This window comes from Nocardiopsis sp. M1B1 (assembly GCF_052466615.1).
Map to the genome: position 1 here is coordinate 3617013 of NZ_CP196194.1, position 14717 is coordinate 3631729.

Annotated in this window: 15 protein-coding genes; 7 read left to right on the forward strand and 8 right to left on the reverse strand. The window is 73.1% G+C overall.

The genetic code is table 11. The features are described 5' to 3' along the window. Positions 1–18: 18 nt before the first annotated feature. Positions 19–1638, forward strand: a complete 1620-nt coding sequence (locus ACSTA4_RS15755) for an AMP-binding protein (RefSeq protein WP_444959924.1) — start codon at positions 19–21, stop codon at positions 1636–1638. A 93-nt stretch (positions 1639–1731) separates the two neighbouring features. Here ACSTA4_RS15755 and ACSTA4_RS15760 read toward each other — a convergent pair whose 3' ends face one another. Further along, positions 1732–2016, reverse strand: a complete 285-nt coding sequence (locus tag ACSTA4_RS15760) for a 4a-hydroxytetrahydrobiopterin dehydratase (RefSeq protein WP_248770573.1) — start codon at positions 2014–2016, stop codon at positions 1732–1734. A gap of 417 nt (positions 2017–2433) precedes the next feature. Between ACSTA4_RS15760 and ACSTA4_RS15765 the strand changes: the two genes are divergently transcribed. Genes ACSTA4_RS15765 through ACSTA4_RS15780 form a run of 4 tightly spaced genes read left to right on the forward strand, consistent with a single transcriptional unit; the run spans position 2434 to position 6234 of the window. Next, positions 2434–4770, forward strand: coding sequence for a sensor histidine kinase (locus ACSTA4_RS15765; protein ID WP_444959925.1), 2337 nt, complete (start codon positions 2434–2436; stop codon positions 4768–4770). Beyond that, on the forward strand, positions 4770–5228 hold the full coding sequence (locus tag ACSTA4_RS15770) for a roadblock/LC7 domain-containing protein (protein WP_248770575.1): 459 nt from the start codon (positions 4770–4772) through the stop codon (positions 5226–5228). Before ACSTA4_RS15765 ends, ACSTA4_RS15770 begins: the two co-directional genes overlap by 1 nt. A 4-nt stretch (positions 5229–5232) precedes the next feature. Continuing rightward, complete coding sequence (locus tag ACSTA4_RS15775; protein WP_444959926.1) at positions 5233–5613, forward strand: DUF742 domain-containing protein; 381 nt, start codon at positions 5233–5235, stop codon at positions 5611–5613. Between the two features lie 45 nt (positions 5614–5658). After that, entirely contained in the window at positions 5659–6234 is a 576-nt protein-coding gene (locus tag ACSTA4_RS15780; RefSeq protein ID WP_036552209.1) for a GTP-binding protein, read from the forward strand. Positions 6235–6519: 285 nt separating this feature from the next. Here ACSTA4_RS15780 and ACSTA4_RS15785 read toward each other — a convergent pair whose 3' ends face one another. From ACSTA4_RS15785 to ACSTA4_RS15795, 3 genes are read right to left on the reverse strand one after another with little or no spacing between them, the layout of a single operon-like run. Next, positions 6520–7335 carry an ABC transporter ATP-binding protein gene (locus ACSTA4_RS15785; RefSeq protein ID WP_416027887.1) on the reverse strand — a complete coding sequence of 272 codons (816 nt, stop codon included), beginning with the start codon at positions 7333–7335 and terminating at the stop codon, positions 6520–6522. A 19-nt stretch (positions 7336–7354) separates the two neighbouring features. Next, positions 7355–8446, reverse strand: coding sequence for a FecCD family ABC transporter permease (locus ACSTA4_RS15790; RefSeq protein WP_444959927.1), 1092 nt, complete (start codon positions 8444–8446; stop codon positions 7355–7357). Then, positions 8443–9477: a FecCD family ABC transporter permease gene (locus ACSTA4_RS15795; protein ID WP_248770579.1), complete on the reverse strand. Its 1035-nt coding sequence runs from the start codon at positions 9475–9477 to the stop codon at positions 8443–8445. The genes ACSTA4_RS15790 and ACSTA4_RS15795 overlap by 4 nt, the downstream gene beginning before the upstream one ends. Before the next feature lie 141 nt (positions 9478–9618). On the opposite strand from ACSTA4_RS15795, the gene ACSTA4_RS15800 reads away from it, so the two are divergent. Further along, on the forward strand, positions 9619–10626 hold the full coding sequence (locus ACSTA4_RS15800) for an ABC transporter substrate-binding protein (protein WP_444959928.1): 1008 nt from the start codon (positions 9619–9621) through the stop codon (positions 10624–10626). 171 nt (positions 10627–10797) lie between these two features. Further along, a complete protein-coding gene (locus ACSTA4_RS15805) occupies positions 10798–11598 on the forward strand; it encodes a GNAT family N-acetyltransferase (protein ID WP_444959929.1) in 801 nt (266 codons plus the stop codon). Positions 11599–11632: 34 nt separating this feature from the next. Here ACSTA4_RS15805 and ACSTA4_RS15810 read toward each other — a convergent pair whose 3' ends face one another. The 4 genes from ACSTA4_RS15810 to ACSTA4_RS15825 all read right to left on the reverse strand — a co-directional run bounded on the left by ACSTA4_RS15810 (position 11633) and on the right by ACSTA4_RS15825 (position 14648). After that, positions 11633–12400, reverse strand: coding sequence for a sulfite exporter TauE/SafE family protein (locus ACSTA4_RS15810; RefSeq protein ID WP_444959930.1), 768 nt, complete (start codon positions 12398–12400; stop codon positions 11633–11635). Between the two features lie 314 nt (positions 12401–12714). Next, positions 12715–12891, reverse strand: coding sequence for a hypothetical protein (locus ACSTA4_RS15815; RefSeq protein ID WP_444959931.1), 177 nt, complete (start codon positions 12889–12891; stop codon positions 12715–12717). Between the two features lie 177 nt (positions 12892–13068). Then, positions 13069–13701 (reverse strand): alpha/beta hydrolase, encoded by a 633-nt coding sequence (locus tag ACSTA4_RS15820; RefSeq protein ID WP_444959932.1) that lies wholly within the window; start codon positions 13699–13701, stop codon positions 13069–13071. After that, positions 13698–14648: a ring-cleaving dioxygenase gene (locus ACSTA4_RS15825; protein ID WP_444959933.1), complete on the reverse strand. Its 951-nt coding sequence runs from the start codon at positions 14646–14648 to the stop codon at positions 13698–13700. The genes ACSTA4_RS15820 and ACSTA4_RS15825 overlap by 4 nt, the downstream gene beginning before the upstream one ends. Positions 14649–14717 lie beyond the last annotated feature (69 nt).

A 14717-nucleotide genomic window follows, 5' to 3' on the forward strand; every position in this document is an offset into this window, starting at 1 on the left:
AAAAGAGGACCGTCACCGATGCCCGTGCCCGACCCGGAGCACCACGTCCGCGACTGGCTCGCCACTTACGACACACCCACCACATCGGTGGCACACCTCCTCTGCGACCGCCACGACCCCCACGCCACCGCCACCACCGAGATCGGCCCCACCCTGGAGGCCACCACCCTCACCTTCGGCGAACTCGCCCAGCGCTCCCGCGACCTGGCCACCGGCCTCGCCGACCTGGGCGTCACCCGCGGGGACCGCGTGGCCACCCTCATCCCCAAGGGCGTCGACCTGACCGTCACCGCCCTGGCCGTGTGGCGTCTGGGAGCCGTGCTGGTCCCCCTGCTCTCCTCCTTCGCCCCCTCGGCCATCAACGAACGCCTCACCGACTCCGGCGCCCGCCTGGTGGTGTGCGACGCCGAGTACCGTGCCAAGCTCGTTCCCGGCGCCGACCGCCCCTGGCACATCGTCACCACCGCCGCCGAGCCCGCCCACGAGGGCGACCACACCCTCACCGGGCTGGCCGCCCGCGCCGCCGCGGCGCCGTCCGTGCCCGACGCCGCCGTGGGCGGGGACGGTCCGCTGGCCGTCGTCTACGTCTCGGGGGTCATCGGCCCGCCCCGGGGCGTGCGCGTGCCCGTGCGCGCCCTGGCCGCCATGCACGCCTACCACCACTACGGCCTGGGCGTGCGCGACGACGACGTCTACTGGAACACCGCCGACCCGGGTTCGGCCTACGGCCTCTACCACGGGCTCGTCTCGCCGCTGCTGGCCGGGCACAACTCCCTGGCGCTGCGGGCCGGGTTCTTCGATCCGGAGCTGACCCTGGACGTGCTGGGCGTGCACGGCGTGACCAACCTGGCGGCCGATCCGACCACCTACCGGACGCTGCGCGCGGCCACCAAGACCCTGCCGCCCGAGGTGATGGTGCAGAGTCTGGCCAGTGCGGGCGAGCCGTTGGCCCCCGACGTCATCGACTGGGTCACCGACGTGTTCGGCGTCCCGGTGCGCGACCACTACGGGCAGACCGAGCTGGGCTGGTGTGTGGGCGTGCCCAACGGCGAGACCGGTCAGGGGTCGGCCGATCTGCCGCCGGGGGCGATCGGTCCCTCCCTGCCGGGCTGGCGGGTGCAGATCCTGGAGGCGATCTCCGACGACCCCGCTCCCCTGGGCGCCTACGGGCGTGTGGCGGTGGACCTGGCGCACAGCCCGCTGGCCTGGTTCGAGGGCTACGTCGGCCAAGAGGGGGCCTCGCAGGTCCGGTTCACCCCCGACCGCGCCTACTACCTGACCGGGGACACCGGTATCCAGGACCGTCAGGGGTCGTTGTTCTTCTCCACCCGTGACGACGGCGCCATCTTGACCTACGGGTACCGGATCGGTCCGAGCGAGGTGGAGTCGGTGCTCAACGCCCACCCCGCGGTGCAGGAGTGCGGGGTGTACTCGATCCCCGACGAGCTGGCGGGGCAGGTGATCGGTGCGCGGGTGGTTCTGGGCGCCGACCGTGAGGGCACTCCGGAGCTGGCCGAGGAGCTGAAGGGGTGGGTGCGCGAGCGGTTCGCCGCGCACGCCGCGCCGCGGGTGGTGGACTTCGTGGAGGAGCTGCCGCGCACGGCCTCGGGCAAGATGCGCCGGGCGCGGCTGCGCTGACGGCCCGCTGCGCCCTGTGGCCCGGGGCGGTGGGGGCGCGTCGGCGCCGCCCCGTGCGCCGCTCCCCCGGGTCCGGGCGTCGGGGTCGCGGGGTCAGGGGACGAGTTCGTCCACGCGGGCGGCCAGGGACATGTCCTTGTCGGTGACGGCTCCCTCGGAGTGGGTGCTCAGCGCCAGGTGCAGGGTGTTGTAGCGGATGTCGATGTCGGGGTGGTGGTCGACCTGTTCGGCGGCCTGGGCGATCTCGTTGACCAGGGCGATGGCGGCCGGGAAGTCGGGCAGGCGCACGGTGCGGCGGATGGCGGGTGCGGCGGGGTCCAGTTCCCAGTCGGTGAGGCGGGTCAGGCCGTCGCGGATCTGTTCCTCGGTGAGTCTCATGGCGGGTCCTCTCCCCCGGTGGCGGTCGCGCGCGCCGGTGCGCGTGCGGGTGGTCGCTGGGGGCTACGTACCCGTGTGCGGGGCGGGGGTCACATGCGGCGGGCGTGTCCCCCGAGGTGGGAGCTCGGGGTGGTCGGTGCGGCGGAGCCGCTCTTTTCTCTTCTCTCAGTTTTTGGAAACCGAAGGCCCGGCTGTACGACGTAGATTTTAATGTACTTAGTAGCTTCGTAGTTCGCGTTACCAAGCTGAGGCCAGACCTCCCACCTGCACCGATCCTGCCCGTATGGGCCACGGTGTCCCCCTCAGGCTTGCGCAATCCCCCGTTGAGCGGTTCACTCTGGGGAACTCCGGCCCCTCCCCCACACCGGCGGACGCCCCCGCAGGTAGCGTCCACCGCCCTCCCCCAAAAGCGAGCCCATGCCCCACAACAAGCGCCGTTCGCTTCGCGCCCGCATGATCACGCTGGTCCTGTTCCCCAGCACCGTGCTACTGGCCCTGTGGGCCGCCTTCACCGCCCTGCTCGTCGGCGACATCGGAGAACTGCGCACCACCGCCACCTTCACCGAACAGGTCGGCGTCCCCGTCGAGGAGACCATCGGCGCGCTCCAGCGCGAACGCCGCGCCACCATGGACGCGGCCTGGGGCACCGAGCGCACCGCCCTGTACCTGACCTACTCTCGCCAGCAGACCGACGAGGCCGTGGACGCCCTGAGCCGGAGCCTGGACGCCTTCGACGTCCAGGACCTGCCCGAACAGGCCCTGGCCTTCCGCGCCGCCGTCAACCGCGTCGACACCCTGCGCGCCCGGGTGGACGCCTCCTCCCCCACCGAGATCGACCTGGAGGAGACCTCCACCGTCTACGACGAGGTCATCGAACAGGGCCTGCGCGTGTGGGACGGACAGGTCGAGCGCGCCGACCCCGCCCAGGCCCCGCACCTGCGCTCCCTGACCTCGCTGATGCGCACCCGCGAACTCCTCAACCAGCAGGACACCGTCCTGGCCCACGCGGTGGCCACCAACTCCTTCCCCGTCCAGGCCCACGCGCAGTTCGCCGCCGCTGCCGGGGCCCAGCACTACACCTGGGAACGGGTCGTGGTCGAGATGAGCGAGGAGGACAGCCAGGACTACATCGAACTGGAGTCCTACACCGAGCTGCAGCGCATCTACCAGCTCCAGGAGAGCATCATCTCCATGCCCGTACGGGGCGGGGCCACCGTGCCGGTCAACGCCACCGCCTGGCAGGGCGCCGCCGAGGCCGTGGACGCGCGCATGCGCGACGTCGAACAGGGACAGATCGACCGCGTCATCGCCTTCAGCCGCTCGCAGTCGGCCGAACTGCGCACCAGCGTCCTGCTGGTGAGCGTGCCCGCCCTGGTGGCCGCCCTGGTCTCCTCCGCGGTCGCGGTGGGCGCCACCCAGCGCCTGGGCAGGCGCCTGCAGGACCTGCGCACCGCCACCCTGGAGCACGCCCGGGTACGCCTGCCCGAGGTGACCGCACGGCTGCGCGCGGGCGGCAGCGTGGACGTGGACGCCGAGGTGCCGCGGCTGCGGGTGGAGAGCACCGACGAGGTCGGACAGGTGGCCGAGGCCTTCAACGACGCCCAGCGCGCGGCCGTGGCGGCGGCGGTGGAGGAGGCGCAGGTGCGCGCGGGCGTGCGCAACATGTTCCGCAACATCGCCCGGCGCACGCAGGCGCTGGTGCACCGGCAGCTGGGGCTGTTGGACGCGCTGGAGCGCGCCGAGACCGACCCCAAGGTGCTGGAGTCGCTCTTTCGCATCGACCACTTCAGCACGCAGATGCGGCGCAACGCCGAGAACCTGATGCTGCTCAGCGGGGACGCCCCGGTACGGCGGGGGCTGGCTCCGGTGCGCCTGCACGAGGCGGTGCGGGCCGCGGCCAGCGAGATCGAGGACTACGTACGGGTGCGGGTGCTGGCGGTGCCGGGGGTGGCGCTGCGCGGCGAGGTGGGCGCGGACACCGTGCGGCTGCTGGCGGAGCTGTTGGAGAACGCCACGTCCTTCTCGCCCCCGGGCACGGAGGTGACGGTGCACGGCCGGGACGGCGAGGCCGGCGGGTGCGTACTGGAGGTGCGCGACCGGGGGCTGGGGATGACGCGGGAGCAGGTGGAGGCGGCCAACGCGCTGCTGCGCGACCCGCCGCGCTTCGACCTGGCCCGGATGCGCGAGGACTCCCAGCTGGGGTTGTTCGTGGTGGCCACCATCGCCGCGCGCCACGGCCTGGAGGTGACGCTGAGCGCCGGGCCGGACCACGGCACGTGCGCGGTCGTGGCCGTCCCCGCCGACGCGCTGGCAGGCCAGGACACGGGCGCCGAGGGGCCCGATCCGGCCGCTGGCCCGAAGGCCCCGCCCGCGCAGGAGAGCGCGCGCTCGCAGCGGCTGGTCCTGGCGGGCGGCTCCCCGGCCACGCCGGGCGGCGCCGGGGAACGGGCCGCGCGCGAGAGCGGCACCGAACCCTCGCAAGGGGCGTCGGACCAGGACACGGGCGACACCTACAAGGGTCTGCCCCGGCGGCGGCGCAAGGGCGTGCGGCCCTCCCCCGCGCCCGCCCCGGCCGCGCCCGGGGAACTCGGGGAGTCCGGGGGCCGGGAGGCGGCGGCCGAGAGGTCGCTGACCGAGATCCGGTCGATGATGAGTGCTTTCCAGTCCGGGAGCCTGCGCGGGCGCGCACAGCCCCCGGACGGGGATGGAGACGGCGTGCGCGGTGCGCGCCCCGGTGAGAGCTCGGAAGGGTGATGTCGATGACGGCGGACGCTGCGGCGGGAGGCCGGACGGCCGAAGCGGTGGAGGAGCAGTCCCCGGCCAGGACGCTGGACTGGCTGCTGGGCGACCTGGTGCGGCGGGTGGCGGGGGCGCGGCACGCGCTGTTGCTGTCGGCGGACGGGCTGCTGTTGTCGTGCTCGGCCGACCTGGGGCGTGAGCAGGGTGAGCGGCTGGCCGCGATCGCGTCCGGTTTCGCGAGCCTGGCCCGTGGCGCGCGGGGGCAACTGGGTGCCGCGGAGGTGCGTCAGACGGTGGTGGAGATGGACAACGTGTTCTTCTTCGTGCTGGCCGCCGGTCAGGGCGCGTCGCTGGCGCTGGTGGCCGAGTCCACGTGCGACATGGGCCAGGCGGCGTTCGAGGTGAACCGTCTGGTGCGCCAGGTGGGTCCGCACCTGTCGGCGCTGCCGCGGCGCGGGAGCGTGAGGAGGTGAGGGCGTGGACGCTGAGCCGTCCGGTGGGGAGTCGGGACGGGAGTGGTCGTTCGAGTCGAGTCTGATCCGGCCGTACTCGTTGACGGGTGGGCGCACGCGTCCTTCGCGTACGGACTTTTCGATGACCTCGCAGGTGGTCGCGGTCGCCCCGGCTCCCGCCGGGGAGGTGGACCCGGAGCTGGAGCTGATCCTGTCGCTGTGCGCGCAGCCGGTGTCGGTGGCCGAGGTGGCCTCGCGGTCGGGGTTTCCGCTGGGGGTGACGCGGATCCTGCTGGCGGACCTGTTGGACCAGGGCCGTGTGGTGGTGCGCACCTCCGACTGGGAGCGGCACCGGCCCGACGCCGGGACGCTGCGCTCGGTGCTGGAGCGCATCCGTCAGCTGTGAGGGGCAAGGTGGTGTCGAGGTGGAGTGGATGTGTCGTTGGTCGTGATGGACGCCGAGGGTGCGGGGCCGGTTCCCGACACCCTCAAGATCGTGGTCGCGGGGGGCTTCGGGGCGGGTAAGACCACCCTGGTCTCGGCGGTGAGCGAGGTGGAGTCGTTGCACACCGAGGAGGTCATGACCTCCGAGAGTGTGGGCGTGGACGATCTGGACGGGGTGGAGGCCAAGGCGACCACGACGGTGGCCCTGGACTTCGGCCGGATCACCCTGGACGGGTCGACGGTGGTGTACCTGTTCGGTACGCCGGGTCAGCGGCGGTTCTCGTTCATGTGGGAGGAGTTGACCGAGGGCGCTCTGGGGGCGGTGGTGTTGGCCGACACCCGGCGGTTGGCGGACTCCTTCGACGCGATCGACTTCTTCGAGTCGCGCGGGGTGCCGTTCGTGGTGGCGGTGAACTGCTTCGACGGGCAGCGCACGCACCGGGCGGACGACGTGCGGGTGGCGCTGGACCTGGAGGAGCGGGTGCCGCTGCTGCTGTGCGACGCCCGGGACCGGGAGTCGGTCAAGGAGGTGTTGGTGGAGCTGGTGGCTCTGGTGTTGCGCCTGGAGCTGTCGGGCGCCTGAGAGGGAACGCCCCGAGGGAGGGGCGCGGTGGGGCCCGGGTCGCGTGGTGCGCCCCGGGCCCCACCCTGTTGCCCCAGGGCCTCGGGGGTCCGTTTCGGTGGCGGTCCCGTATCCCCCTCGGCACCGGCGGCGTGTCCGGGTCCCTGCCCCGTCTGTTCCGGTTCCGAGGACGTGTTCGGGGCCTGCCCGCGCGCCGCGTAGCGGAGGTTGCGTCCTGCGGGGCCTGGCGTGCCCCTCCCCCACCGGTGCGTCCCGTGGCCGAGCCCGTCGACGGCGGTCGTGGGGTCAGCGGGTGGCGCCGCGGCGGTCGACGGGCACGATCATCGGGGTGTCGGTCTCGGGGTCGGGGATGATGCGCACGGGCAGGCCGAAGACCTCCTCGACCAGGGCCGCGGTCACCACGGTGGAGGGGTCGCCCTCGGCGACGATGGCGCCCTCCTTCATCACGATCAGGTGGGTGGCGTAGCGGCAGGCGTGGTTGAGGTCGTGCAGGACCGCGACCAGGGTGTAGTCGCGTTCGGCGTGCAGCTGGGCGCACAGGTCGAGCATGTCCATCTGGTGGGCGATGTCGAGGTAGGTGGTGGGCTCGTCCAGCAGCAGCAGGGGGGTCTGCTGGGCCAGGACCATGGCCAGCCACACGCGCTGGCGCTGCCCGCCGGAGAGCTCGTCCACCGACCGCTCGGCCAGTTCGGCCACGCCGGTGGAGGCCATGGCCTCGGCCACGACCGCCTCGTCCTGCTTGGACCACTGGCGCAGGAACCCCTGGTGGGGGAAGCGGCCGCGGGCCACCAGGTCGGCCACGCCGATGCCGTCGGGGGCGATGGAGGTCTGCGGCAGCAGCCCCAGGCGTCGGGCGACCTCCTTGGCGGGGTAGGAGCTGATGGCCTTGCCGTCCAGGTGCACGTGGCCGTGCGCGGGCTTGAGGGTGCGCGACAGGGCCCGCAGCAGGGTGGACTTGCCGCAGGCGTTGGGGCCCACGATCACCGTGAAGGAGTTGTCGGGGATGGTGACGGCCAGGTTCTGGGAGATGACGCGCTGCTCGTAGGCCAGGGTGAGGTCGCGTCCTTGGAGGCGGGAGGCGGAGTGGTCGGCGATGGTCATCGTTCTTCCTCGGTTCGGGTCAGGCACGTCCGCCGCGCCATTCGGTGTAGAGCAACCAGATCAGGTAGCTGCCGCCGATGACGGCGGTGACCACGCCCACGGGCAGCTGGGTGGGGGCCAGGGCGCGCAGCGCGACCAGGTCGGCCACCGCCAGCAGGGCGGCGCCCATGAGCGCGGATCCGGCCAGGGTGGTGCCGCCGGTGCGCATCAGGCGCCGGGCCAGCTGGGGTGCGGCCAGGGCGACGAAGCCGATGGGGCCCGAGACGGCGATGGCGGCGCCGGTCAGGGCGCTGGCGGCGGCCAGGGCGATCAGCTGGGTGGAGCGGGTGGGCACGCCCAGGCCTCGGGCGGTGTCGTCTCCCAGTTCCATGAAGCGCAGGCGCTGGCCCAGGGCGAGCAGGACCGGTCCCAGCAGGGCCAGGCAGATCCACACGGCCGCGACCTCGGCCCAGCCGCGGCCGTTGAGGCTGCCGATCATCCAGATCTGGGCGCTGAGGGCGTCGGTGAGTTCGGCGCGGGTGAGCAGGTAGTCGCGGACGGCGCCGAGCATGGCGGCCATGCCGATGCCGACCAGGACCAGCCGGTAGCCCTGGACGCCGTTCTTGGTGGAGAGCAGGTAGACGGCGGCGGCGGTGAGCATGCCCCCGGCGATGGCGCCCAGGGACACGCCCAGGCGTCCGGAGCCGAAGAGCAGGATGACGGCGACGGCTCCGGTGGCGGCGCCGCCGGTGAAGCCGATGATGTCGGGGCTGCCCAGGGGGTTGCGCGACAGGCTCTGGAAGACGGCTCCGGCGAGCCCTAGGGCGGCGCCCACGCCGATGGCGGTCAGGGCGCGGGGCAGGCGCACCCCTTGGACGAAGAACACGTCCAGGCGTTCGCCGTAGCCCGCGATCGCGGCGGGCACGGCGCCGAGCGGGATCTCGTAGTCGCCCACGGCCACCGAGACGATGAGGGCGGCGGCGCTGAGGATGGTCAGGACCGCGGCGACGACGAGGGTGCGCGGGCGCACCAGCAGGGACAGGCGTTCGCCGAACAGGCGCAGGGCGAAGGAGCCGCGGGGCGTGGTGCGGGCGCGCTCGCGCGGGCGGTGCGGTGTCAGGGTGCGGCTCACAGTTGGGCCATTCTCGTGCTGCGGACCAGGGCGATGAACAGGGGGGCGCCGACGAAGGCGGTGATGATGCCGACCTCCAGTTCGGCGCCCGGCACGATGACGCGGCCCAGGGTGTCGGCGGCGGTGAGCAGGACGGCGCCCAGGACCGCGGAGTAGGGCAGCAGCCAGCGCTGGTCGGGGCCGGTGACCAGGCGTGCGGCGTGGGGGATGATGAGGCCGACGAACCAGATGGGGCCCGCGGCGGCGGTGGCGGCGCCGCACAGCAGGATGACGCCCACGGCGGTGGCGGCGCGGATGAGGGGGATGTTGGCGCCCAGGGTGGCGGCCAAGTCGTCGCCCAGGGCGACGGCGTTGAGGGAGGGGCCCAGGCACAGGGTGAGGACGATGCCCGCGATCAGGAAGGGCGCCACCTGCCAGAAGACGTCCAGGTCGCGTCCGACCAGGGAGCCGACCTGCCAGAAGCGGATGCGGTCGAAGACGAACTCGTTGAGGACGAACACGCCGTGGATGAGGCCCTGCAGGACGACGGCGACGGCGGTTCCGGCCAGGGCCAGGCGTACGGGGGTGGCGCTGGAGCGTCCGCGTGAGCCCAGGGCGTAGACGGCGACGGCGGCCAGGGCGGCGCCGAGGAAGGCGGGCCAGACGTAGCCGGTGCCGGTGGCGCCGAAGGCGATGACGGCGATGACCACGGCCGCGGCGGCGCCGGAGTTGACGCCGAGGATGCCGGGTTCGGCCAGGGGGTTGCGGGTCAGGGCCTGCATGAGGGCTCCGGCCAGGCCCAGGGCGGCGCCGACGAAGACGCCGATGACGGTGCGGGGTACGCGCAGGCTGCGGATGACGTCGTGGTCGTAGGAGCCGTCGTAGGCGGTCAGTGCGGCCCACACGTCGGCGGCGGGGATGGGTTTGGTGCCGATGGTGACGCTGAGCAGGGCGCACAGGGTGAGCAGGCCCAAGGCGGCGACCAGCCCGATGGGGCGGATGATGCGCCTGGTGAGGGTGGGGCGCGTGAGGGTGGGGGCGCGCAGGGCCACGGCTTCCCCGTTCGTTGTGGCGTGGGTGGTGGACGCGGCTGCCCTGGTGGGGTGCAGCCTGGGGGCGGCACCGGTGCACCGCGCGCCGCCTCGGACAGGTTAGCCTTACCTTCATCCCGTTCGCACGGAAGGGTGCCCGTTATGCCCGAGTTGTCGCGTCCTGTGTGTGCCCTGGCCACACTAACCGCCCTGGCGGCGCTCACCCTGTCCGCCTGCGCCGCGCCACCCTCCCCCCGAGCCGACCAGGACGGGCCCACCCGCACCGTACAGGCTGCCAACGGAAGCGTGGAGATCCCCGCCACACCCCAGCGCGTCGCCGTCCTGTGGCGCCCGACCCTGGCCGCCGCGACCCTGCTGGGACACGACGTGGCCGCCACCATGGGCACCCCCGGCGCACCCGAACAGGGCCTGGCCCCCTTCCTGCCCCCGGACGCCGACGGCGACGCCCTGACCCTGGTGACCAACTCCCCCGCCGAGGACGACATCCAGATCGAGGCGCTGGCCAACGCCGCCCCGGACCTGATCATCGGCGTCCACACCCAGTCCGGCGCCCAGGCCCGGATGCTGTCGAACCTGGAGGCCATAGCGCCCACGGTGCTGCTGGAGTGGGAGGGCACCGGTTCCTGGCGCGAGCACCTGCACCAGGTCGCCGAGGTCCTGGACTCCCCCGACCAAGCCGAACGGGCCGTGGCCGAGTACGAGACGGCCCTGGAGCAAGCGCGCGAGCAGATCACCGAGGCCGGGGTGGACCCGGCCGCCACCGAGGTCTCGCTCGTGCGGCTGCAGAGCCGGAGCGAGATACGCCTGGAGACGCCCGCCTCCTTCCCCGGACAGATCGTCCAGGACCTGGGCCTGGCCCGCCCCCAGGGCCAGCGTCAGACCCAGGGCGAGACCGACTTCGTCTCCCTGGGCTATGAGCACCTGGAGCGCGCCGACGGCGACGCGGTCTTCGTCCTGGCCGGATCGGGCTACCCCGACGCGCCCCGCACCTTCTCCGAAGGGGTGTGGTCCAACCTGCGCGCGGTGCGCGACGAGCGCATCTACCGCATGGACCACGACGTGTGGGGCGCGGCCAACCACCACGCCGCCCACCGCATCGTCCAGGACGTGACCCGGGCCCTGACCGGACAGACCGCGCCCGCGGTGTGAGAACCCGGGTCACGAAACGGGCGAACCCGCCGGTAACCCGGGGCGGGCCCGCCATCGTGGGAGTGCACGCCACGCGCTGACCCCGGCCACCCCGACCACGACCCGCCCACCCCGGGGCGGGGCACAGCGCCCACCGGGCCCGCACCGGGCCCCACCCGCCGAAGGGGCCTGATGAGGGACCGCACCGCGTCGATCGAGTCGATGCAACAGCTCACCCGGGTCTGGCGCTCCCTGGTACTGGACCGCGACCCGCGCGCCGACGTGCGCGACCTGCCCGGCCTGGCCGTGCGCTGGGCCGACTGCCGCTTCGCCTTCTGGAACTGCCTGACGCTGACCGGCCTGGACGTGGACGCGGCGGGCCTGGAACGCGACCTGCACCGGGCCGCGCGGGTGATGCGCACCAAGAGGCACCCCGGTTTCCTGTGGCTCTTCGAGGACCTGCTCGACCAGGGCGCGCGCGAGCACCTGCGCGAAGCCGCCCACCGGGCGGGCCTGGAGCACGCCTTCGGCGGCGTCGGCATGGCCGCGGACCTGGCCCACCTGCCCGAGCCCTCCCACCCCGACCTGACGTTCGTGCGCGTGAGCACCGACGCACACCTTGGCTCCTACGCCGACCTGAACTCACACGCCTACGGCTTCACACCGGAGGAGGGCCGCGACGGCCTGGCCGGGTCCGCCCTGTGGAAGGACGGCGTCCACGCCTACCTGGGCATGCGCGAGGGCGAGGCGGTCACATGCGCCGCGACGGTGCCCGCCCGGGACTGCCTGTTCGTCGTGCTCGTGGCCACCGCGCCGCAGTGGCAGCGCAGGGGCTACGCCGAGGCCGTCACCCGCAAGGCCCTGTACGAGGGCGCGCGGGCCAGCGGCCTCAGGCGCGCCGTGCTGCAGGCCACCGAGGCCGGAGCCCCCGTCTACCCGCGTATCGGCTTCACACCCAACTCACCCGTCCACTTCTACCGGCTGCGCGGCTGAGCGCACCGCGCGCTCAGCCGTGGGCGGGGCGGCCTCAGGTGAAGATGTCCCAGCCCATGCGCACCAGCAGGGCGATGACCACCACGAGCAGCACCGCGCGCACGAACCCCGAACCGCGCCGCAGGGCCATCCGGGCGCCGATCTGGGCGCCGATGATGGTGCACACCGCCAGCCCCAGGCCCAGCAGCCAGTCGATGTGGCCGCCCAGACCGAAGACGACGAGCGCCCCCAGGTTGGTGCACACGTTGACGATCTTGGCCGAGGCCGAGGCCTCGACGAAGTCCATGCCGACCACGGCGGTGAAGGCGATGATGAGGAAGACGCCGGTGCCCGGACCGATGAGGCCGTCGTAGAAGCTCACACCCAGACCCGCCAGGGCCACCACCGCCAGGGCCCGGTTGCGGGTGCGCAGGGCCCGGTCGGGAGCGACACCCATGGCGGGGCGGAAGTAGACCATGAGGGCGACACCGGCCAGGACCACCATGATGACGGGTTTGAGCACGTCGGCGGTGAGCGCGGCGGCCAGGGCCGCGCCCAGCCCCGAGCCCAGCAGGGCCAGGCCGGCGGTGGGCACGACCACGCGGCGGTCGATCCCGACCTTGCGGGCGTAGGCCAGGGCGGCGGAGGTGGTGCCGAAGACGGCGCCGAGCTTGTTGGTGCCCAGCAGGGTGGCCAGGGGTGTGGTGGGCGCGGCGACCAGCAGGGCGGGCAGCAGGAGCAGGCCGCCTCCGCCGACGACGGCGTCGACCCAGCCCGCTGCGACGCCGACCAGCAGGAGCAGGCCGAGGATCTCGGGGTCCATCTACCGCGCGCGCCCGAGGGAAGAGGTGATCATGGGTTCTTTTCGTGGCGGGGATGGCTGACGCACGCAGCCTACTCTTCACCCGCTGGGGGTTTTGTCCCAGGGTGTCCTTGGCCCGCGCGCGAGCGGCGGCTCCGCGTCGGCGGGCGTGATCGGGGGGAGGGCGGGGGCCGGGGGCGGGTTCACGAGGGAAGGGGTGAACCCGCCGTACATGGTCGTGCCCGCTGGGCCCCGCTCCCCGCACGTGCGCCCAAAGGAGGGAGGACGCGGTGGGCGTGCGACGAAGGCGGCGGTCAGACCCGCGGGGTCAGCGCTCAGACGGTGATGGTGATGTTGTCGATGATGTCGTCGAGGAAGCCCTCGTCACTGAAGAAGTGCAGGGAACGGGAGAACCCGGTGGCCACGGAGTCCGCCGAGGCCGGGGCGGCGCCGACCAGCAGGACGGTGGCCAGGACGGCACCGGCGGCGGTACCAGCCAGGAAACGTTGCATCAAGCGCACGAAAACCACTCCATGTCACTTTGGGTGTGCATTTCGCTGCTGATGGTATCCATGTTGGTGAGTGTCGCGCTGGCTTTTTCGCGATAAACAGGAGTACACGGCCACGGCATGCGAAGCGGCGACGCCCGGGGTCAGGGGGCGCCGCCGCGGCCTGAGGAAAAGACCAGGTCAGAACCGGGAGCGGGCGAACCAGTCGCGGGCCTGCTCCAACACCTGGGACGCCACCTGGTGCCCTCCGGGGTGCTCCTGGGAGCGCACCCGGGCCCCGCGTTCACGCAGCTGGTCGGCCAGCAGGCGCGCCTGGTCCACGGTGGTGATCGGGTCGGCGGCGCCGAAGCCCAGGAACACCCGCACCCCCGACAGGTCCACCGGATCGGGCCGGCGCCCCTGCAGCGGCGCCCCGGCCGCGAACAGGGCGGCGCCCCGCAGCAGGTGCGGATGGAGCAGCAGCAGGGCGGCCCCGGTGTTGGCGCCGTTGGAGAACCCGCTGACCACGACGCGCTCCGGGTCCAGGTCGTAGGCGCGCACGGCCTCGGTGACGAAGGCCGCCAGCGCGGCGGTGCGCTCGATGAGGTCCTCGACGTCGAAGACGCCCTCGCGCAGGCGGCGGAACCACCGGTTCATCCCGTTCTCGTCCACCGTGCCGCGCGGTGAGAGCAGGGCCGCGCCCGGGGCCAGGGCCCGCCCCAGCGGCAGGAGGTCGTGCTCATCGGCGCCGGTGCCGTGGAGCAGCAACACGGTGGGCGCGTCCGGGGCGGTGGCCGGGGTGAAGACGTGGACGAGGTCGTCGACGCCGCTCACCGGCCGGTCTCCAAGGCGGGCAGGTGCGCGGCGATCTGGGCGCGGTCGGGCTCCAGCCACGGCGGGAGCCTGAGCGAGCGCCCCAGTTCCAGCAGCGGCTCGTCGTAGTCGAACCCGGGGCCGTCGGTGGCGATCTCCAGCAGCACCCCGCCGGGCTCGCGGAAGTAGATGGAGGTGAAGTAGCGGCGGTCGCGGACCTCGGTCACGCCCACACCGTCGGCCTCCAGGCGCTGACGCCAGGCCTCCTGGACGGGGCCGTCGGGAGCGCGGTAGGCCACGTGGTGGACGGTTCCGGCCGCGACCAGGCCGCGCGGCGCGCGGGGGTCGGCCACCACGTCGACGATGGTGCCCACGCCCTGGCCGGAGGCGTTGGTGTGAAAGCGCGTGCGCTCCCCGCTCTCACCCGCCAGGTGGAAGCCGAGCTGGTCGCCCAGCATCTGGACGGTGCCCTCCACGTCCTGCTCGGTCAGGGTCACCGCGCGGATGCCGCGGATGGCGTGCTCGGGCGGCACCGCTCCCCCGTCCCAGGGGTCGGTGTCGTGGTGGTCGGCGCTGGCGGCCAGTTCGATGACCAGGCCGTCGGGGTCGCGCAGGCTCAGCACGTCCTCCTCCTCCCGCTCGGCGGGGCGGGTGGCCTCCACGTCCAGGGCGGCCAGGTGCCGGGCCCACCAGCCCAGGGAGCCCTCGGGTACGGAGAAGGTCGTGGTGGTGGCCTGGCCCGCGCCCACGCGCCCGCGGGGTGCACCGGGCCAGGGGAAGAAGGTCATGATGGTGCCGGGGTTGCCCGCGCGGTCGCCGTAGTAGAGGTGGTAGGTCTGGGGCGAGTCGAAGTTGACCGTGCGCTTGACCATGCGCATGCCCAGGGCGCGCAGGTAGAAGTCGGCGTTGGCCTGCGGATCGCTGGCGATCGCGGTCACGTGGTGGATTCCCGCGGGGCGCACGTCCATGTCCCTCACCCTTCGTCGAGTTCGCCGGGGGCGCCTGCCAATGTAGTTTAAATTTAAACTACCACGGCG